The organism is Kribbella sp. NBC_01484 (assembly GCF_036227145.1).
Lineage (GTDB): Bacteria > Actinomycetota > Actinomycetes > Propionibacteriales > Kribbellaceae > Kribbella.
This window is the reverse complement of record NZ_CP109437.1, coordinates 4,465,522-4,485,564: the sequence shown is the minus strand read 5'-3', so window position 1 is coordinate 4,485,564 and position 20,043 is coordinate 4,465,522. Positions and strand designations below refer to the sequence as shown.

At 69.0% G+C, this 20,043-nt stretch carries 18 protein-coding genes; 4 read left to right on the top strand and 14 right to left on the bottom strand.

Annotation, left to right across the window (positions count from 1 at the left end):
• Positions 1-6: 6 nt before the first annotated feature.
• The gene (locus OG555_RS21970) at positions 7-1,023 is read right to left on the bottom strand and encodes a LacI family DNA-binding transcriptional regulator (RefSeq protein WP_329474395.1); all 1,017 of its coding nucleotides are present in this window, start codon (positions 1,021-1,023) and stop codon (positions 7-9) included.
• Between the two features lie 103 nt (positions 1,024-1,126).
• Between OG555_RS21970 and OG555_RS21965 the strand changes: the two genes are divergently transcribed.
• Both OG555_RS21965 and OG555_RS21960 read left to right on the top strand, forming a co-directional pair.
• Positions 1,127-2,251: a phytanoyl-CoA dioxygenase family protein gene (locus OG555_RS21965; protein ID WP_329474394.1), complete on the top strand. Its 1,125-nt coding sequence runs from the start codon at positions 1,127-1,129 to the stop codon at positions 2,249-2,251.
• Positions 2,252-2,430: 179 nt separating this feature from the next.
• Entirely contained in the window at positions 2,431-3,432 is a 1,002-nt protein-coding gene (locus OG555_RS21960) for a Gfo/Idh/MocA family protein (protein ID WP_329474393.1), read from the top strand.
• Positions 3,433-3,451: 19 nt separating this feature from the next.
• On the opposite strand, the gene OG555_RS21955 is transcribed toward OG555_RS21960, so the two are convergent.
• Positions 3,452-4,147 (bottom strand): CTP synthase C-terminal region-related (seleno)protein, encoded by a 696-nt coding sequence (locus OG555_RS21955; protein WP_329474392.1) that lies wholly within the window; start codon positions 4,145-4,147, stop codon positions 3,452-3,454.
• A gap of 77 nt (positions 4,148-4,224) precedes the next feature.
• Between OG555_RS21955 and OG555_RS21950 the strand changes: the two genes are divergently transcribed.
• Positions 4,225-5,136, top strand: a complete 912-nt coding sequence (locus OG555_RS21950; protein ID WP_329474391.1) for a LysR family transcriptional regulator — start codon at positions 4,225-4,227, stop codon at positions 5,134-5,136.
• A gap of 167 nt (positions 5,137-5,303) precedes the next feature.
• On the opposite strand, the gene OG555_RS21945 is transcribed toward OG555_RS21950, so the two are convergent.
• The 3 genes from OG555_RS21945 to OG555_RS21935 form a co-directional block, all read right to left on the bottom strand.
• The gene (locus OG555_RS21945; RefSeq protein WP_329474390.1) at positions 5,304-5,918 is read right to left on the bottom strand and encodes a hypothetical protein; all 615 of its coding nucleotides are present in this window, start codon (positions 5,916-5,918) and stop codon (positions 5,304-5,306) included.
• A 415-nt stretch (positions 5,919-6,333) separates the two neighbouring features.
• On the bottom strand, positions 6,334-7,326 hold the full coding sequence (locus tag OG555_RS21940; RefSeq protein WP_329474389.1) for a sugar phosphate isomerase/epimerase family protein: 993 nt from the start codon (positions 7,324-7,326) through the stop codon (positions 6,334-6,336).
• Positions 7,327-7,344: 18 nt separating this feature from the next.
• Positions 7,345-8,523 carry a Gfo/Idh/MocA family protein gene (locus OG555_RS21935; protein ID WP_329474388.1) on the bottom strand — a complete coding sequence of 393 codons (1,179 nt, stop codon included), beginning with the start codon at positions 8,521-8,523 and terminating at the stop codon, positions 7,345-7,347.
• 122 nt (positions 8,524-8,645) lie between these two features.
• On the opposite strand from OG555_RS21935, the gene OG555_RS21930 reads away from it, so the two are divergent.
• The gene (locus OG555_RS21930; protein ID WP_329474387.1) at positions 8,646-9,680 is read left to right on the top strand and encodes a LacI family DNA-binding transcriptional regulator; all 1,035 of its coding nucleotides are present in this window, start codon (positions 8,646-8,648) and stop codon (positions 9,678-9,680) included.
• A gap of 3 nt (positions 9,681-9,683) precedes the next feature.
• On the opposite strand, the gene OG555_RS21925 is transcribed toward OG555_RS21930, so the two are convergent.
• The 9 genes from OG555_RS21925 to iolB form a co-directional block, all read right to left on the bottom strand.
• Positions 9,684-11,180 (bottom strand): CoA-acylating methylmalonate-semialdehyde dehydrogenase, encoded by a 1,497-nt coding sequence (locus OG555_RS21925; protein ID WP_329474386.1) that lies wholly within the window; start codon positions 11,178-11,180, stop codon positions 9,684-9,686.
• Positions 11,177-12,043: a sugar phosphate isomerase/epimerase family protein gene (locus OG555_RS21920; protein ID WP_329474385.1), complete on the bottom strand. Its 867-nt coding sequence runs from the start codon at positions 12,041-12,043 to the stop codon at positions 11,177-11,179. Before OG555_RS21920 ends, OG555_RS21925 begins: the two co-directional genes overlap by 4 nt.
• A gap of 3 nt (positions 12,044-12,046) precedes the next feature.
• The gene (locus OG555_RS21915; RefSeq protein ID WP_329474384.1) at positions 12,047-13,063 is read right to left on the bottom strand and encodes a Gfo/Idh/MocA family oxidoreductase; all 1,017 of its coding nucleotides are present in this window, start codon (positions 13,061-13,063) and stop codon (positions 12,047-12,049) included.
• The gene (locus OG555_RS21910) at positions 13,063-13,986 is read right to left on the bottom strand and encodes a sugar phosphate isomerase/epimerase family protein (RefSeq protein WP_329474383.1); all 924 of its coding nucleotides are present in this window, start codon (positions 13,984-13,986) and stop codon (positions 13,063-13,065) included. The genes OG555_RS21915 and OG555_RS21910 overlap by 1 nt, the downstream gene beginning before the upstream one ends.
• Before the next feature lie 76 nt (positions 13,987-14,062).
• A complete protein-coding gene (locus tag OG555_RS21905) occupies positions 14,063-14,944 on the bottom strand; it encodes an ATP-binding cassette domain-containing protein (RefSeq protein WP_328523522.1) in 882 nt (293 codons plus the stop codon).
• Positions 14,941-15,996 (bottom strand): ABC transporter permease, encoded by a 1,056-nt coding sequence (locus OG555_RS21900; RefSeq protein ID WP_329474382.1) that lies wholly within the window; start codon positions 15,994-15,996, stop codon positions 14,941-14,943. Before OG555_RS21900 ends, OG555_RS21905 begins: the two co-directional genes overlap by 4 nt.
• 56 nt (positions 15,997-16,052) lie before the next feature.
• Positions 16,053-17,057, bottom strand: coding sequence for a sugar ABC transporter substrate-binding protein (locus tag OG555_RS21895; protein ID WP_329474381.1), 1,005 nt, complete (start codon positions 17,055-17,057; stop codon positions 16,053-16,055).
• A 101-nt stretch (positions 17,058-17,158) separates the two neighbouring features.
• A complete protein-coding gene (gene iolD / locus OG555_RS21890) occupies positions 17,159-19,102 on the bottom strand; it encodes a 3D-(3,5/4)-trihydroxycyclohexane-1,2-dione acylhydrolase (decyclizing) (RefSeq protein ID WP_329474380.1) in 1,944 nt (647 codons plus the stop codon).
• Positions 19,099-19,989, bottom strand: coding sequence for a 5-deoxy-glucuronate isomerase (gene iolB, locus OG555_RS21885; RefSeq protein ID WP_329474379.1), 891 nt, complete (start codon positions 19,987-19,989; stop codon positions 19,099-19,101). Before iolB ends, iolD begins: the two co-directional genes overlap by 4 nt.
• Positions 19,990-20,043 lie beyond the last annotated feature (54 nt).

The following is a 20,043-nucleotide window of genomic DNA, read 5'->3' as shown; positions in this document are numbered from 1 at the left end:
GTCAGATCATCCGGGCAGGTTGTACGGCGTGATCGGCTGCAGGTTGCTGGGCGGCGTACGGACTGCGGGGAGCAGGTGGTGGGCCTGCAGGAGGTGCTGGCAGGCGTGGTGAAGGTCGGTCGGGAGATCGTGGTGCAGGACCACGGAGAGCGCGCCGGCTCGGAGGAGTGAGAGGTTGTCGGCGTCGAGGTCGTGGGCGACGAAGCAGCGGTACTCGCGGTCCAGGTCGGCGAACGCCCGGACGATGGCGCGGTTGCCGCCGCCGATTGAGTAGACCGCGTTGATCGCCGGATCGGCGGTGAGCGCGGCCAGGGCCTGTCCGTGGATGGTGGTGTCGAGGCCATCGGTCTCGGCGAGTTCCACCACCGCGCGGCCCGGTGCCAGCCGGCGCAGGGTGGAGCGGAAGCCCATCTCGCGTTCCTCCTCACCACGGAACGAGCCACGGCTCAGCGTGACGAGCACAGTGCCGGGCTCCGCGCCTAGCCATTGCGCGAGGAAGTACGCCGCTGTCGCACCGGCGGACCGGTTGTCGATGCCGACGTACGCGAGGCGCTGACTGCTGGGCAGATCGGTGACCAGGGTGACGACCGGGATGCCGGCGGCGACCAGGCGGTCGACGGCTTCGACGACCTCGGGCTCGTCCGGCGCCTTGAGGATCACGCCCTGCGAACCGCGTTTCCGCAGCTTGTCCAGGGTCGCGACGACGTCGGCGGCGGAGGCGGTTTCACTCAGGTCGAATCGGGCCCGCAGCACCGCCGGGCGCAGTCCGGGCAGTGCCGCTTCGAGGGCGGCACGGACGGATCCGGAGAACCGGGTCGGGGCCTGCATGACCAGGTCGATCACCAGCGTGCGACCACCGAGCCGGATCTGGGCGGCTTGCCGGTCGAGGTCGTGCACGGCCTGGTCGACCTGGCGGCGCGCGCGGGCGCTGACGCCGGCGCGGCCGTTCAGCACCCGGTCGACGGTCGTCTCGCTCAGACCGGCCTGGACCGCGATGTCGCGGACCCGATGCTCGCGTCCCATCGTCGCCCTCCACTCCGAATGACGGGTTTTTGGTGGATCCTGGGGATTCCGAACCCGTCAAGAAGACCCCAGGCTAGAACAATCACCCCGAGAGGAGCCAGCCATGTGGTTGAAACCGTCCGACGTTCAGCTGGAAGACCTGCTGACGGTGCTCAAGCAGCAGACGGACCCCGCGGACTACCCGTACGCCGAGCGGATCGAGCAGCAGGTGCCGCTGTACGACGCGGCGCGGATCCGGCGCGAGGACCCGCGGGCCGTGCAGGCCGAGTTCGTCCGGGCGTTCGCCGACGGACCCGGGATCGTCGTCCTGAAAGGGGCCTTCAGCAACGATGCGGTCGACGCGGCGACGGCTGAGTTCAACCGGCTGATCGCCCAGCAGCACGAGTCCGGGACCGCGGCCGGTGACCACTTCGCCAAGCCAGGTGCGAACGACCGGGTCTGGAACGCGCTCGAGAAGCTCGCGATCGCGGCACCGGACGTGTTCGCGGCCTACTACGCCAACGACCTGCTCGCGCTGGTCGCGTCGGCTTGGCTGGGGCCGGCGTACCAGGTGACGTCGCAGGTGAACGTGGTGAACCCGGGCGGCGAGGGGCAGACGGTGCATCGGGACTACCACCTCGGATTCCAGTCCGATGAGGTGGCAGCGCAGTACCCGGCGCATGTGCATCGGTTGTCGCCGGCGTTGACGCTGCAGGGGGCGGTGGCGCACTGCGACATGCCGGTCGAGTCGGGGCCGACGCTGTATCTGCCGCATTCACAGAAGTACGAGCTGGGGTACCTGGCGTACCGGCAGCCGTCGTTCGCCTCGTATTTCGTGGAGAACCACGTGCAGTTGCCGTTGGACAAGGGCGACGCGGTGTTCTTCAACCCGGCGCTGTTCCATGCGGCCGGCAGCAACCACTCGGCCGACATCAAGCGGATGGCCAACCTCCTGCAGGTCTCATCCGCCTTCGGGCGCGCGATGGAGAGCATCGACCGGGCCCGGATGATCGAGGCCGTCTATCCCAGCCTGCTCCGCCTGACCGATCCGGTAACCGTGGACAACGTCATCGCCGCCACGGCCGAGGGCTACGCCTTCCCGACCAACCTCGACCGCGACCAGCCCATCGACGGCCTGGCACCCCAGTCGCAGGCCGGCCTCCTCCGCCAGGCGGTCGCCGAGAGCTGGACCGCGGACCGGTTGACCGGCGCCCTCGCGGACCACAGCACCCGCCGCGAGACCCACTGAGCGCCCACAGCAGGGACATGAACGTTGGGTGAACCCGGTCCGGATCACGGGCAGGTGCTGTCGGGGCCGGGTGCTCGTCAGGCAGGATGGCACGTTCGCCGTCGGTGCGTCGGGCTACGCTTACCGGCGCGCCACCCCGCCGTACGCCGCCCGTACGGCCGACCATCGAGGGAGAAGGCATGGAACCGCTGCGTATCGGGATTCTCGGCGCCGCCCGGATCGCGGACCGGGCGATCGTCGCGCCGGCCCGGTCGACCGGCGCCCGGCTGGTCGCGTTGGCGGCCCGGGACTCCGGCCGGGCCGAGGCGTTCGCGGCGGAACACCAGGTCGAACGGGTGCACGCGTCGTACCAGGACGTGCTGGACGACCCGGACGTGGAGGTCGTCTACAACCCGCTCGCCAACGGCCTGCACGGCCCGTGGAACCTGCGGGCGATTGCCGCGGGCAAGCATGTGCTGACCGAGAAGCCGTCGGCCAGCAACGCCGCGGAAGCCGCCCAGGTGCGCGACGCCGCCCATGAGCGCGGCGTGGTCTTCATGGAGGCCTTCCACTACGCCTACCACCCGGTGATGCGCCGCCTGCAGGAGCTCGTGGCCAAGGGCGAGCTCGGCGACCTGCAGCACGTCGAGGCAACCATGGTGATGCCTCCGCCGCCGGACCAGGACCCGCGCTGGTCACTCCCGCTCGCCGGCGGCGCCGTCATGGACGTCGGCTGCTACGCAATCCACGCGCAGCGGATGCTGGCGCCGTACGCCGGTGGTGCCCCGAAGCTGACCAACGCCCGCGCCGGCGAACGAAAGCGGCTGCCCGGCGTCGACGAGTGGCTCAACGCCGACTTCGAGTTCCCCAGCGGCGCAACCGGCGCAGTCCGCACGAGCATGGCCGCCGAGAACGTCGAGTTCAGCCTGAAGGTCATCGGCACCCGCGGCGAGGCCTTCGCCCCGTTCTTCGTCCTCCCCCACAACGACGACCGGGTCATCGTCACAACCAAGGAGGACACCTGGGTCGAACACCTGGGCACCCGCACCTCCTACACCTACCAGCTCGAGGCCTTCACCGCGGCAGTCCGCAACGGCGCCCCACTCCTCACCGACGCCAACGACGCCCTGGCCACCATGCAACTAATCGACACCTGCTACCAAGCCGCCGGCCTCCAACCCCGCCCTACCTCCCAGATCTAGCTCCGTCCGCCAGTCACGGTCACTTTCCGCCGGCTGCGCGGGCGAATGCTTGGATGAGGGGATGCGGGCGGGTGCCGTCGCCTGCGAGTTCGGGCTGGAAGAGGGTGGCCAGGTAGAACGGGTGGTCGGGGAGCTCCGCGATGCGGGGCTCGCCGGCGTCGTCGTACCCGCTGAAGACCATGCCGTGGTCGCGCAGCAGGTCCATCCGGCTGCTGTCGAGGCCGTAGGAGCAGTGGTACCGCTCCAGCGACCGCTCCACCCCCAGCAACTCCGCGGCGCGGGTCCCCGGTGTCACCTGGACCGCATCCTCGTGACCGACGAGTGAGCACGCCAGCGGGACGATGAGCAGGTCCTCCGCGTCCGGATCGCTCTCGCCGTTCTGCGCATCCGGCCGCCCGCACACGTTGCGAGCGAATTCGAGCATCGCGTGCTGGAACCCAGCACATGTGCCGAGGAACGGGATCCCGTTCTCCCGCGCGATCCGGACCGCGGCGATCGCTCCGGCCTCGTCTCGATACGGGCTCCCCGGAACCAGCCAGATCCCGTCGAACCCCTTCAGATCCTCGTCGACCTCCTCTGTCGGGACCCAGTACACGTCGAGGTCCAGGTTGTCGCGATCCTTCAACCGATCCAGCAGACCGGGCACCCGTCCATGCGAACGGACGTGCGGTGAGCGGTCTCCGACCACGGCGATGCGTCCTGAGTAAGCGTTCATGCCGTCCATCCTGGGTGTCAGGCCGGTATCAGCGCCAACGATGATCTCTGCAGTCCGCATAAGCGATACTGATCGGCGTGGATCCCCACCTGCTGCGGACGTTCGTGGCTGTCGCCGAGTGCGGTTCGTTCTCCGCGGCCGCGGACCGCCTTGGCTACACCCAGTCCGCCGTCTCCCAGCACATCGCCGCCCTCGAACACGACCTCGGTACGCCGCTCCTTCGCCGGCGTCCCGTGGTCCCGACCCCAGCCGGCGAGCGCCTGCTCGAACACGCCGCGCCCATCCTCCTCCGCCTCGACGCCGCCCGGGCTGACGTCCGCCGTACCATCGCCGACCCGCCGGGCACCCTCACCATCGCCGCCTCCCCCTTGGCCGCAGCCGACGGCCGCCTGGCCATCGCTCTCCGCGAGGTACGACGCTCCCGCCCGGGCACCGAGGTCACCCTGACGGTCTGCGGCCGCGAAGCGGTGGCAGAGGGCGTAGCCGCCGGTGAGTTCGCCCTGGGTCTGGTCGACGGCGTCGCCGCGCCGAGCGATCCCTTGCGGCTGTCTGACGCCGGATCACTACGCACCACCGCCGTGGCCCACCAGCAACTGGTTGTGGGGTTTGCCGCGGACCACCCACTAGCACGCCGCCGCGGCATCAGCCTCCACGACTTGACCAACGCCCGCTGGATCGACGCCCCCGACCTCGCCGCTCCGCTGCCCACACTCCGCACCGCGACCGGTTCCGACGCCCTGCGCCCAGCCCTCGCCTACGCCGGCACCGACCTCAAAACCCTCCTGACCCTCATCGCCGCCGGCCACGGCCTCGCCGTCCTCCCCCACTCCGCCACGCAAATCCCCGCCGACCCGCACAGTTCGACGGCCTTGCCCGGGATCGCGGCCGTTCCGGTCACCGCGCCGCGGCTTGTGCACCGGATCGAGCTTCTGCACGGCCACCTCACGGAACCGGCCGCGTCCGCGTTGGCCGCCGTACTCTCCCACTGACCTCGGACACCTACTCGGGACCTCGGACATCTCACGTCCTGTCCGAGGTCCCCACGTCCTGTCCGCGGCCCCGTCAGACGTCGAGTAGTTGCTCGAGGCCCACGGTTTGCCCGCCGCACGAGCTCGATCGCGCAACTCATACCAATCGGCTTCCGGGCGGCGTGAGATCACGTACGGGCTGATGGGCGAATCGCTGGGAATGGCCAACGCGTGCAGCGTCCCGAGCGTCGTACCGGCCCGGCGCGCCAGCGCGGTCGAGACCGGCAACACCGGCGACGGGCCGACGTCGATCCACTCGTGAACGCGCCAGCTCTCGCCGAGAACTCGCTCGACCAGTTGTCCTTGCGGACTCCGCACGGCGACTGGTGCCACCACGCGGGCCGCGACCGCGGCGTCCCCAGCCGAGCACCGAGCTCGGCCTGCTCCGCCGTGATCCAGTCGAAGACCGTGACCGCGAGCCACCGACCTCGATCGGTCGTGATCCCCCAGCACCGCCCCATCGGCGTGAACGAGACCGGCGTGGCCGCGGCGGTGACGTCGCCCAGGCCGAAGGCGCCGGCCAGCGCCTCCGCCAGCCCGTCCGGCGCGGCGGGCGTGTCCGCGAGCCGTCGCTCGACCTCGGCCTTCAGCGCAGGCCAGTCCCGTTCGCCGTACTCAGCGGCCAGGGCGCGCTGCGCATCGGCGAGCGACGCTCCTGGATCGGATTCGCGCAGGACGCCAAGAAGGTCCTTGGCCTGTTTGCGCAGGTACTCGATACTCGGCCGATCCGGCAGCAGTCCCATCACGCGTCCTCTCGCGCCCGGACTCGCACGGGCCACAAGAGAGCGTCACCCACCGCACTCGACTCATCGATCGTGAGGTGGCTTCCAGCCTTCCGGCGAGTCTCGGCGCGCCCTCAGCACGCCCGCGTGACGCTACCCAACCTTCCTCCGCGGGTCAACGGCGCCCGCGCCTACTTCCGGCCCTGCTTGGTGGGCGGGATGATCGAGCTGTCGCTCGGGTTGGGTTTCGGCTGTTTGGGTTGCTTGGGTTTGCGGACTTCACGCCCGCCTTTGTTCTTCGACATGACGCACTCCCGGAGCTTGAAGATCGCTGACATCGCACAGGCCGACGGCCGTCGTACGCCGCGGTACTCCTCATGCCCCGGGGGTCGTCTTCGACGCTACACCCAAACCGCGGCTTTCAGTCGTGGATATGTCAGCCGGCGGCCGCGGTCAGGAGGGTCTTGGCGGCGTACTCGAGGCCTTCCAGCTGGCCCAGTTCCTGGTCCTCGTGCTCGATGTTGACGGCCATGTCCGGGTCGATGCGCCTGATCGCGCCGAGGAAGTCGGTCCAGAACGCGACGTCGTGACCACGGCCGACCGCGACGAAGTCCCAGGAGGAGTTCTCCGGCCAGCGGCTGAGCGTGTCCTTGCCACCCAGGCCGACGGCGCCGGGATCCGTCGGAAGCACCCGGCCGAAGCGGTCGTCCAGTACGCCGTTGACCTTGGCTGCCGCGTTGATCCGGGTGTCCTTCGCGGCCGCGTTGTAGACCAGGTCGCCGAGACTGTCCAGGGCGGCGACCGGATCGATCCCCTGCCAGAACAGGTGACTCGGGTCCATCTCGGCCCCGACGTGGGTGGCGCCGATCTCCTCGGCGAGCCGCACCATGGTGGCCGGGTTGTAGACCAGGTTGTGCGGATGCATCTCGATGCACACCTTCACGTCGGCGTCGGCGGCCCGGGCCTGGATGTCCTTCCAGTACGGGATCGCCACCTCGTTCCACTGGTAGTCGCGGGCGTCGAGGTACACGCTGTCCCAGGGCAGGACCGTCCAGGACGGCGCCGTACCACCGGCGTGCGCCTCTGGCAGGCCGGACATGGTGACGACCCGCTTGACTCCGAGCAGGGCGGCGAGCTCGATGGCGTCGACCACGTCCTGGCCGTGCTTGCGCCGTACGTCCGGGTCGGGGTGCAGCGGATTGCCGTTGCAGTTCAGAGCTGTGAGCGCGACGCCGGCGGCGTCGAACTGGGCGAGGTACTCGTCACGGGCGTCTTTGCTCCCGCGGATCGCGTCGATCGGCAGATGCGGCGCGGGCAGGAAGCCGCCCGAGTTGATCTCCGCGCTGTCGAGGCCGAGTCCGCGCAGCGTCGTCAACGCCTCACCGATGGGTAGGTCGTGCAGGCAGGCCGTGTAGGCACCGAGCTTCATGGTGATGGTCCTTCCGGATCAGTCGATGGTGACGGCCGCGCCGCCGGTCTGGGCCGAGGTGACAACGGCGCCCAGCAGCCGCAGGTTGCGCAGTCCGTCCTCGAAGGTCGGGCAGGGCGAGAGTCCCTCGACACCGGCCACCTGGCCGAGGAATGCCCTGGCCTGGAAGGCGAACAGGTCGTTCTGTCCGTGGCCGACGCCGGGGAAGTCCATCGGCAGGCCACCGGTGATGTAGGGGTGTTCCGGGCCGACGAGCACCTGGCGGTATCCCTGGGTCGCGAGTGGTGCCGTGCCGTCGACGAAGCCGAATTCCGACGCCCGGGCGAGCTCGAAGGTGGCCGAGCCCTTCTCGGCGAAGACCTCGAAACCGAGCCCGTTCGGGTGACCGAACGAGGTCCGGGACGCCGACAGCGTCGCGGTGGCTCCGGACGCGAACCGCGCGGTGAAGCTGACCAGGTCCTCGTTCTCGACCGGCTCAGTCTCGTCGCTGACCGCCGCCAGGGCATGCCCCACGACCGCACCGACCGGAAGGTGCCGCTCGGTGACGTACGTCGCCAGCACCGCACCGCCGACCGACTCGATCGGGCCGCCGAGGAACTCGGCCACGTCGACCAAGTGAGCGCCGATGTCAGCGAGCGCACCGGAACCGGGGCCGCCCTTGTACCGCCAGCTCATCGGCGCCATCGGGTCACAGCCGTAGTCGCACCAGTAGTGCCCGTCGAGGTGCAGCGGCCGGCCGATCGCCCCGGACTCGAGCTGCGCGCGGATGGCGTTGATCGCCGGCGACCGCCGGAAGGTGAAACCCGTGGCGGTCTGACGACCCGACGCGCGTGCGGCCGACACCATCGCGGCCGCGTCCTCGACACTCGGCGCCAGCGGCTTCTCGCACAGCACATGCTTGCCGGCAGCAAGCAAACCCTCGACGATCTCGCGGTGCAGCGTGTTGGCGACCACCACGCTGACCACGTCGATGTCAGGTGCCTCGGCGATGGTCTGCCAGCTGGTCTCGGCCCGCTGGTACCCGAACCGGTCGGCGGACTCCTTCGCGACGCCGGCGTTGACATCACCGACGGCGACGAACCGCACCTCGGGCAGCCCGGCGCCGTGGATCGCGGTCGCGGCCCGATACCCGGCCAGGTGCGCGCGGCCGGCCATCCCCGCACCGATCACCGCCACGCCGATGGACGAAGGTGACATGACTGCTCCTCACCTGCACAGATCCGGATTCCCTGCGTCTGTTGAATTTCAAGCGCTTTAAGACTCTGCTACCATGCTTGTCCTGACAAACCCTTGTCAAGGGCTCGCCACCGGGAGATTCCGTGACCACTCGCGATCGACGTTCGGCCGGCGTGACCCGGCGCCCACGGCTGGAGGATGTGGCGGCCGCGATCGGGATGTCACCGTCGTCGGTCTCGCTCGCGCTCAGCGATCGGCCGGGCCCGAGCGAGGAGACCCGGCGCCGGGTGCGGGAGGCCGCCGACCGGCTCGGCTATCGGCCCGACCGGACCGCGAGTCTGCTGGCGCGCCGTCGTACCCGGTTGCTGGGCGTCATGCTCGACATCCGTAGTCCGTTCCATGCGGAGCTGGTCGAGGACCTGCATCGGGCCAGCGCGGGCCGCGGCTACGAGCTGGTCCTCAGCACCGTGACCGCCGAGCGGGACGAGCGGCGCGCGGTCGAGACCCTGCTGGACTTCCGCTGTGAGGCGCTCGTCCTGCTCGGCGCGGCCGGACCGGTCGCGGACCTGACCGGCGAGCAGCTGCCGGTCGTCGTGATCGGGAAGCACGCCGGCGCCGGCCTGGACGTGGTCCGGGCCGCGGACGACCTCGGGGTGGCGCAGGCGGTCGCGCACCTGGTCGAGTTCGGTCACCGCGACATCGCCTTCGTCGACGGCGGCAAAGGCCCGATCGCGGCCCTTCGTCGCCGGGGCTACCGCGACGCGATGAACAGCCACGGCGCCCGCGCCTCGGTGCGGATCGTCCCCGGCGGGCACGACGAGCGGGCCGGTGCCCAGGCCGGCCGGGTCCTGCTGGAGTCCGGACCGCTACCGACCGCGGTGGTCGCGTCGAACGACATGTGTGCCGTCGGCCTGCAGGACACGTTCCTCCGGGCCGGCGTCGACGTACCCGGGGAGGTCTCGCTCGTCGGGTACGACAACAGCACCCTGGCGCGGCTCGCGCACATCGACCTGACGTCGGTCGATCAGAACGCCGCGGAGCTCGCCGCCCACGCGGTCGAGGCGGCGGCGGACCGGCTGGAGAACGGCCGGACCACCGCCGAGGAGTTCGTCCTCACGCCCCACCTGGTCATCCGCGGCAGCACGGCAGCCGCGCGCGACCAGGCGGAGCGCCCGTGACGCTCAGTCGTGGGTGGGGAAGCCCAGGTTGATCCCACCGTGGCTCGGGTCGAGCCAGCGGGAGGTGACGACCTTGCCGCGGGTGAAGAAGTGGACGCCTTCCATGCCGTGGGCGTGGGTGTCGCCGAACAGGGAGTTCTTCCAGCCACCGAAGGAGTAGTAGGCCATCGGGACGGGGATCGGGACGTTGATGCCGACCATGCCGACCTCGACCTCGTTCTGGAACCGGCGGGCGGCGCCACCGTCGTTGGTGAAGATCGCCGTGCCGTTGCCGTACGGGTTCGAGTTCACCAGGTCGAGGGCGGCGTCGTACGAAGGCTCCCGGAGGACCGACAGCACCGGCCCGAAGATCTCGTCGGTGTAGATCGACATCTCCGGCGTCACCTTGTCGAACAGTGTCGGCCCGAGCCAGAACCCATCGGCCCCACCGTCGAACTCACCGTCGCGGCCGTCCACGACCAGCTCCGCGCCTTCCTCCACACCGGCGGCGACGTACCCGGCGACCTTGTCGCGGTGCGGGCCGGTGACCAGCGGGCCCATGTCGCAGCCGCGGGTCCCGTCGCCGGTCTTGAGCTTCGCCATCCGCTCCTTGATCTTGCCGATCAGTTCGTCGGCGATCGGCTCGACCGCGACCAGCGCGGAGATCGCCATGCACCGCTCACCGGCCGAACCGAAGCCGGCGTTCACCGCGGCGTCCGCGGCCAGGTCCAGATCCGCGTCGGGCAGCACGATCATGTGGTTCTTCGCGCCACCGAGCGCCTGCACGCGCTTCCCGTTCTTTGTACCGTTCTCGTAGACATAGCGAGCGATCGGGGTCGAGCCGACGAACGAGACCGACTTGATGTCCGGGTGCTCGAGCAGCCGGTCGACGGCCTCCTTGTCACCGTGGACGACGTTGACCACGCCGTCCGGCAGACCGGCCTCCTTCCAGAGCTCGGCCATCGCGTTCGCCGCCGACGGGTCCTTCTCGGACGGCTTGATCACCACACTGTTGCCACAGGCAACCGCGATCGGGACGAACCACATCGGCACCATGGCCGGGAAGTTGAACGGCGAGATGACCGCGCTGACGCCGAGCGGCTGGCGGATCGAGTACACGTCCACCTTCGTCGACACGCCCTCGCTGAACCCGCCCTTGAGCAGATGCGGGATGCCGCAGGCGAATTCGATCACCTCCAGGCCGCGAGTCACCTCGCCGACGGCGTCGGACAGCACCTTGCCGTGCTCGGCGGTGATCAGCGCGGCGATCTCCTCCTTGCGCTGGTTCACCAGCTCGCGGAACGCGAACAGCACCTGGGTCCGCTTGGTCAGCGAGGTCTGCGCCCAGGTACGGGACGCCTCGTGGGCGACCTTGACGACCTCGTCGACGGTCGCGGCCGAGGCCAGGTCGAGCTCGCCGGTGACCTCACCGGTCGCCGGGTTGTAGACCTTGCTGATGCGCTCGGAGACCCCGGTCCACGGGCTCCCGCCGATCAGGTGGGTGATTCGCTGAGTACTCACGTCTGGATCCCTTGTTTGGTCAGTAGCTCCGTGATCTTCTCCCGCATGAACGTGCTCGACTCGCGAGCGCGTTCCTCCCAGGCGAAGACACAGGTCGTGATGGTGCCATTGAACCCGGCCGCGGCCAGGCACGCGAACAGTTCGTCGAAGTCGACCTCGCCCTGGCCGATGTCCAAGTGCTGGTGCACCCGGACCGTCGATCCGGGCGGGTTGACGATGTAGCGGAGCCCGGACGAGCCGGTGTGGTCGAACGAGTCCGCGACGTGGATGTTGGTCAGCAGGTCACCTGCGTACTCGATGATCCCCTGCGCGTCATTGCCCATGTGGAAGGTGTGCGGAGCGCAGTACAGGAAGGTCACCAGTGGACTGTTGATCCCCCGGATCAGGTCGACCGCCGCCTTCCCGTCCTCCTCGAAGTCGTCCGGATGCGGCTCCAGCGCGAGTTTGATCCCCTCCCGTTCGAAGACCGGCAGGAGTTCCTCCAGCGAGCGCCAGAACTGCGCCTCGCTGCGGGCCGCCTGCTCCGGCCGGCCGTTGAACTCGGAGTTCATCGTGTCGACGCCGAGCGCGGCGGTGATCTCGATGGCACGTTTCCAGTACCGCACGGCCGCCTGCCGGTCGTCCTCGTCGGGGCCGGACCACTTGAACAGCGGCAGCACCGAGGACACGCCGACTCCGGCCGCGGCCAGCTCCTTCTTGAAGGCGGCCACGGTCCCGTCGTTCACCCGTGGGTGGTTGAAGAACGGGATGAAGTCGTCCCGGGGTGACAGCTCGATCCACTCGTAGCCGAGCTCGGCGACCAGGCGCGGCAGCTCGAGCAAGGGCGTACTGCGGAACATGTACGGATCGAGGGCGAGTTTCATCCGTCAGCCCTTCGCGTAGAAGTCGGGGCGTTCGTGCGAGGCGACCTCGACTCGCGTTCCGGTCCGCAACGCCTCGAGACAGCTGTCCGATACGACCGCGGCGGCATGGCCGTCCCAGGCGCTCGGGCCGGTGAACCCGCCGGAGGCCACCGCGTCGATCCAGTCCTGCAGCTCGACGTCGTACGCCCGGACGAACCGCTCCTGCCAGGACGCCGGCACGCGGCCGGCGTACCGGCCGTCGCTCTTGACCACTGCGCCGGAAGTCTCGGCCAGTGCCGCCGTACCGATCTCGCCGACGACTTCACCACGGATGTCGTACCCGTAGCGGATGTTGAGCGACACCTCGACGTCCACCAGCACCCCGCTGGCCATCTCGAGCAGGATGATCAGCGGATCCTGCAGGTCGTCCCCTGCGTTGCTGTTGCGCCGCGGCTTGAGCACCGTGGTCGCCACGACCTCCTCACCGAACATCCACCGCACCAAGTCGATCTCGTGGATGGCGGAGTCGGTGATGATCATCTCGGTCGTGAAGCCGTACGGCGGCACCGACGGGTTGCGGTGTGCACAGTGCATCAGCAGCGGTGCGCCGATCGAACCGTCGTCGACGGCCGCCTTCACCGCCTGGTACGGCGCGTCGTACCGGCGCATGAAGCCCACCATCACGAGCCGCTTGCCACTCGCGACCTCGGCGTCGACGATCCGGCGGCAAGCCTCCTGCGTGGTGGCCAGCGGCTTCTCGCAGAACACCGGCTTGCCCGCCTCGATGGCCGCCAGCACGAACTCCTCGTGCGTCGGTCCCCACGAGGTCACCAGTACGGCGTCGACCGCATCGTCACCGATGAGCTCCTGCCCGGTCGCGTGCACCGTGCAGCCGGTCAGTCCGTCGGCGATCGACTGGGCCCGCGCCGGGTCCACGTCCGTCACGGCGACCACCTGAGCACCGGACAGCACCTGTGTCAGCCGCCGGATGTGGTCCTGCCCGATCATGCCGACGCCGATGACTCCGACCCGGACCGTCATCACTGGTCACCTCCGATTCCCACACTGCGCAGGTACTCATACGTCCGCCGGGCGATCGGCTCCGGTACGTCGAAGTCGCACGGGTACAGGTCCTGCTCGACGATGACGAAGACCTCGTCCCGGTCGAGCGCCCGCAGCGCCGCGGCGATCGGCTCGATCTTCGGCTCGGCGTTCGGCGGTTCCGCCATCACGCCGCGCTTGACGGCCTCTCCGAACGGCAGGTCCTCCGCGTCGACCACCTTCAGAACCTCCGGATCGACGCCCTTGATGTGCAGGAACCCCAGCCGCTCCGGGTACTTCTCGATGATCGCGACGTTGTCGCCGTGCCGGTAGGCGAAGTGCCCGGTGTCGAGACACAGGGAGACGTAGCGCGGGTCGGTGTCCTGCAGGAATCGCTCCACTTGCGGTTGCGTCTCCACGTGGGAGTCCGCATGCGGGTGGAGCGCGACCGTGAGTCCGTACTCCTCGCCGATGATGCGGCCGAGCTCGTTGTTCTGCCGGATGAACGTGTTCCAGTCGTCGGCGTCGAGCTCACGCACCGCCTTCGACGCGCCGGTCCGCTCGTCGCGGTAGGACGACGGGAGGACGACCATGAAGCGCCCGCCGACCGCGGTCACGAGCTCCGCAACCCTGCGGGCCTGGTCGAGTGTCGACTGCCATTGCCCGGCGTCGTGCAGGGGCGCGCCGACGGTTTGCCCGGAGACCTTCAGCCCACGCTGCTCGAGCTCGTCGGTCAGCCGGGCGGGGTCGGTCGGCAGGTAGCCGTACGGTCCAAGCTCGACCCAGCGGTAGCCGACGCCGGACAGCTCGTCGAGGAAGCGCTGCCACGGGGTCTGCAGCGGGTCGTGGGCGAACCAGACGCCCCAGGAATCGGGACAGCTACCCAGCGCCAGGCGAGGGCCGCTGCTTGGACTAGTGCTCATCAAGTGGGGTCCTTCCAGGTGGGTGGGTCTCCGGGCGGTTCCGCCGCCGCCCCGTCCAGGCGGCGGAACCGGCTGGTCAGGAGGCGGTGGGCCGTTCGGTGATGCCGAGTTCCTGGACCTCTTCCGACAGCACCTGCGCCGCCTCGGCGACCGCACCGCCGCCCTGCTCGAGCTCGTGGTGCAGTTCCTCGAGTTCGGCGCCGCCGGCCATCAACGCGGTGAGTTCGTCCCGGGTGATCTCGTCCTTCTTGTAGTACCCGAGCGTCTTGCCGCGCTTGAGCAGCAGGAACCGGTCGCCGACCGGGTAGGCGTGATGCGGGTTGTGGGTGATGAAGATGACGCCGAGGCCGCGGTCCCGGGCCTGGACGATGTACTTCAGCACCACTCCGGACTGCTTCACCCCGAGCGCGGCGGTGGGCTCGTCCAGGATCAGCACCTTCGCCCCGAAGTACACCGCCCGGGAGATGGCGACACACTGCCGCTCGCCACCGGACAGCTGCCCGATCGGCTGGTCGACGTCGCGAAGGTCGATGCCCATGTCGAGCAACTCCTTCTTGGTCGTCTTCCGCATCAGGTCGATGTCCATCCGGCGGAGCGGCCCGACGCCCTTGCTGACCTCGTTGCCGAGGAAGAAGTTCCGCCAGACCGGCATCAGCGGTACGACGGCCAGGTCCTGGTAAACAGTCGCGATCCCCCGCTCGAGCGCCTCCCGGGGCGACCCGAAGGTGACCTCCTCCCCTTCGACCTCGTAGGAGCCGTGGGTCGGCTGGTGCAGACCGGCGATGATCTTGATCAGCGTCGACTTGCCGGCCCCGTTGTCCCCGAGCACGCAGGTCACTTCACCGGCGTCCACTTCGAGCGAGATGCCGCCCAGGGCGATGATGTTGCCGTAGTTCTTGTCACAGGCGCTGAGCCGAACCAGCGGCGCCTTGGCGGGAGCTTCCGTGGTCACAGTCATCGTGATGCCTCCGCACGTCGACGGATATAGGTGTTGAGCAGGATGGCGCCCAGCAGCAGCACGCCCAGGAAGAAGTACTTCCAGTCGGGGTTCCAGCCGGCGTAGACGATGCCGAGCTCGGCCATGCCGTAGATGAAGGCGCCGATCGCGGCGCCGATCGCGGAACCGTACCCACCGGTGAGCAGGCAGCCACCGACCACGGCGGCGACGATGTAGATGAACTCGTTGCCCACCCCGAGGCCCGACTGCACCGTGTTGAAGGCGAACAGCGTGTGCATGCCGATGAACCAGCCCAGGAAGCTGACGCCCATGAACATCCCGATCTTCACCCGGTTGACCGGCACGCCGACCGCCCGGGAGCTCGGGGCCGAACCGCCGACGGCGAAGATCCAGTTGCCGATCTTCGTACGGAGCAGGAGCCACGTCGCCAAGACAATGAAGAGGAGCCACCACAGCAGGGTGATCTTGATCGTCGCGCTGCCGACGGTGAACTGGGACGAGAACACGTTGTGGGCCGAGCCGAACCCGTCGATGTTCGACACGTCGTTGGTCGCGACGTTCCCGGTGACCTGCTTGGTCAGCGCCAGGTTGAGGCCGCGCAGCATGAAGAACGTGCCCAGTGTCACCAGGAAGCTCGGAATCCCCGTCCTGACGACGAGATAGCCGTTCACGAAGCCGATCCCGAGCGCGACCACCAGGGACACCACGACCCCGAGCCACATGTTCACGGTGAACTGGTAACTGAACATCGAGGCGACGAGGGCCGAGCTGGTGACGGCGACACCCGCCGACAGGTCGAACTCACCGCCGATCATGAGGACCGCGACGGCGATCGCCGGGATGCCGTACACGGAGCTCGAGTAGAGGACGGTGGACAACGATGTGGCGTCCCGGAACGGCGGGGCCACGATGAAGAAGACTACATAGATGACGATCGCGCCGACCAGCGCCCCGAGCTCGGGACGGGCCAGCAGCCTGGAAACGGCGGACCTGCGGCCGACGCGCTCGTCCTGTGCCGGTGGTGCCGGACTGGCAGCCAGTGTCTGGGTCATGGAGACCTCCTAGTCTCAGTCCCGACTGGGCCACCGCAGGCGGTGGCCCGATCGGACTACCGGGTCCCGCCGGCAGCGAACTTGCCCACGAAGTCGACGTTCTGCTTGTCGACGAGGAACGGCCCGGTCAGCGTTGGCTTGCCACCGCCGATGATGTTGCCGTTGTTCTTGTACAGCCACAGCGAGTCGACCGATTCGTAGCCCTGCAGATAGGGCTGCTGGTCGATCGCGAACTGCAGCTCACCCGACTGGATCTTCGCCGGGATCTGCGGGTTGAAGTCGAAGGTGCCGACCTTGGCCGTGCTGCCCGAGTCCTTCACCGCGTTCATCGCCGCCAGCGCGTCCGACGCGCCCAGGGTGATGATGAAGTCGATGCTCGGGTCCTGCTTCAGCTTCGCGGCGATCGTGGACTGCTCCGACGGCCGGTCCGAACCGTTGACGTAGATCTTGGTCCACTGCCCCTTGAAGGTGTTCTTCACACCGTTGCAGCGATCCTCGAGCTGAACCTGACCCTGGAACTGGATCACGCACAGCAGGTGCTTGTAGCCACCCTCGGTGGCTCGCTGACCGCCGGCCTCTCCGGCCACGGTCTCGTCCGAACCGAAGTACGACAGCGCGCCCGACTGCTCGAACGAACCGATGCCGGCGTTCAGCGCGACCACCGGGATGCCCGCTGCGATGGCCTTCTTCACCGCGGGGATCAGGGCCGGCGGGTCCGGCAGAGTGACCGCGATACCGTCGACCTTGCTGTCGATGGCGCTCTGGATCAGGTTCGCCTGGTTGCCCGACGACGGGTCGGACGAGTACTTCAGATCGACGTTGTCCTTCGCCGCCGCCGCCTTGGCACCCTTCTGGATGATGTCCCAGAAGGTGTCACCGGGCGCGCCGTGGGTGATCATCGCGACCGTCATCTTCGGCGTGTCGGCCTGACCGGCCGCCGCGCCGCCGGCGGCCGCCTGCTCCGCCTTCTTCCCCCCGCTGCTGCTGCACGAGGCCGCTGTGACCACCAGACTCACAACGACCGCGGCGGTCAGCAGCCGCCGCCTGCCAGATCTGAACATCTCTCTTCCCCTTCTTCCACGACTTCTCCTACCTGCAGAGCCGAAGCGCCTCCAGCCCGTGGATTCGCGTGTCCCCGAAAAGTGAGTCTGTCCGCCACCGATCAGTCCTCCGTCTCCCGTGTGTACGTCACCGGTGCCACGTAGGCGCGCTGGCCGGCCTTGAACTCCTCGTACGCCGTCCGCGCGGCAGTCGTCGACTCGAGCGTCGACACCTCGCTGACCGGGACGTCCCACCACGACTCGCTGTCCGGGGCACCGATCAACGGATCGGTCCGGACGTGGATCAGCACCGGCCCGGCCGCGGCCTTCGCGATCCCGATCGCCTTCTCCAACTCGGCCCGGCTCTCGACCTCGATCACCTCGACACCGAGACTGCGGGCGTTCGCGGCCAGGTCGACCGGCAGGTGGTCGCCGTCCAGCCGGCCGTCTCCGGTGCGGTAGCGGTACGACGTACCGAACCGCTGGGAGCCGAGCGACTCCGACAGCGCGCCGATCGAGGCGAACCCGTGGTTCTGGACCAGTACGACGATCACCTTGACGTTCTCCTGCACCGCGGTGACCAACTCGGTCGACATCATCAGGTAGGAGCCGTCGCCGACCATCACGAACACGTCCCGGTCCGGGGCGCCGAGTCGTACGCCGATCCCGCCGGCGATCTCGTAGCCCATGCAGGAGTAGCCGTACTCGACGTGGTAGCCCTTGCCGTCGCGGGTCCGCCAGAGCTTGTGCAGGTCGCCCGGCATCGAGCCGGCCGCACAGACGACGACGTCGCGTGGATCGGACAGCTCGTTCACAGCGCCCAGCACCTCGCCCTGGGTGAGCAGTCCGGCGGCCAGCTTGCCGGTCACCTCGGCCGGCGGGTTGTACGCCTGCTCCACGATCGCGTCCCACTCGCTCGCCAGCCGCGCGGTCTCCGCCCGGTAGTCGTCGTCGACCGACCACCCGTCGAGCGCGGTCGTGAGCGCGGTCAGCGCCTCCCGGGCGTCGGCCACCACCGGCAGACCGGCGTGCTTGCCGCCGTCGAACCTGGCCACGTTGATGTTCACGAACCGCACGTCGGGGTTCTGGAACGCGGTCCTGGATGCGGTCGTGAAGTCGGCGTAGCGGGTGCCGATGCCGATCACGAGGTCGGCCGACTCCGCGAGTGCGTTCGCCGCGGTCGTCCCGGTCGAGCCGATCGCTCCGACCGACTGCGGGTGGTCGTAGCGCAGTGATCCCTTGCCTGCTTGGGATTCCCCGACCGGGATCCCGGTCGCCTCCGCGAACGTCCGCAGTACGTCGTTCGCCTCGGCGTACGCCACGCCGCCACCGGCGACGATCAACGGACGCCGCGAGATGCGGATCAGCTTCGCCGCCTGATCGAGGACGCTTGCCTCGGGCAACGGCCGCCCCACATGCCACTCGCGCTCGGCGAACAGCTCCTCCGGCCAGTCGTACGCCTCCGCCTGCACGTCCTGCGGCAACGCCAGGGTGACCGCGCCGGTCTCGACCGGGTCGGTGAGCACGCGCATCGCGTTCAGCAGCGCGGACGGCAGCTGCTCGGGCCGGCTGACGCGGTCGAAGTACCGCGACACCGGTCGGAACGCGTCGTTCACGCTGATGTCGCCGGCGCCGAGGTTCTCCAGCTCCTGCAGTACCGGGGTCGCGACCCGGGAGGCGAACGTGTCCGACGGCAGTAGCAGGACCGGCAGCCGGTTGACCGTCGCGAGCGCGGCACCGGTCAGCATGTTCGTCGAGCCGGGCCCGATGCTCGCCGTACAGGCGTAGGTCCGCAGCCGGTTCGTGGTCCGCGCGTACGCCGCCGCGGTGTGCACCATGGCCTGCTCGTTGCGGGCCAGGATGTAGGGCAGCGCCTCGGGGTCGGCCAGCTCGGACTGCAGCAGCGCCTGGCCGACACCGGCGACGTTGCCGTGCCCGAAGATGCCGAAGCAGCCGGCGAAGAGCTTCGGCCGCCGGCCGTCGCGCTCGGAGTACTGCACGCTCAGGAAGCGCACCAGTGCCTGGGCGACGGTCAGCCGCACGGTCCGGGACAGCCCTGTCGTCATCGCTGCTCTCCAAGGGGAAGTCTGGGGTCGACCTGCTGGGTGTTCCACAGCTCGCGGACCCACGCGTGCTGTGGGTCGTCGGTGATCAGCCACTGGCGCTCGGTGCCGGGGCCGGCCATCACGTTCAGGTAGTACATGTCGTAACCGGGCGGCGCCATCGCCGGGCCGTGCCAGCCGTGCGGGACCAGCACCAGATCGCCGCTGCGGACCTCGGCCAGCACGTCGATGGGCCGGTCCTCGGTGCCGTAGACCCGCTGGTAGCCGATCGGATCGTTGCCCTTGACACCTTCCGGTGCATCGTCCGAGAGCTGCAGCTCGAAGTAGTAGATCTCCTCGAGCTCGCTCTCGTGGCCAGGCTTGTGCTCGTCGTGCTTGTGCGGTGGGTACGACGACCAGTTGCCGGCCGGGGTGAGCACCTCGCAGGCGATGATCGAGTCCGCCTCGAGGACACCCGGCGTACCGAAGTTCCGGACCTGCCGGGAGGCGACGCCGGCACCGCGCAGCTCCGTCTCCACCTGCTCGACGCCTATCCGGCGGAACGGGTAGTCCCGGGCTGCCTTCGCGTTCGGGAAGGCGACCCGGGCGCCACCGGCGCTGACGACCGCGAACGTCGTACCGCGGGGCACGTAGGCGAGGTCGGTCGGGCCGGCGAAGACGTCGGCGCGCCCGCCGAGGGGCACGGTCTCGCCGTCGACGATCACCTCGGCCGAGCCACTCAACGGGAGGACGAGGTACTCGCAGTCGCCGGTGTCGATCTCGACCGATTGGCCAGGAAGCAACGTGCGGATCGACAGCCCGGTGTGGTGCCAGTCCCGCTCACCGGGCCGGACCATCACCTCGAAGCCGTCGCGCCCCGTGGAGCCGCGAGGCCGGAACCACCGACTCATGGACGTCCTCGCTTCGCTCCGGGCGCCCATGAGGCACAAGTCGGACTGTGTCTT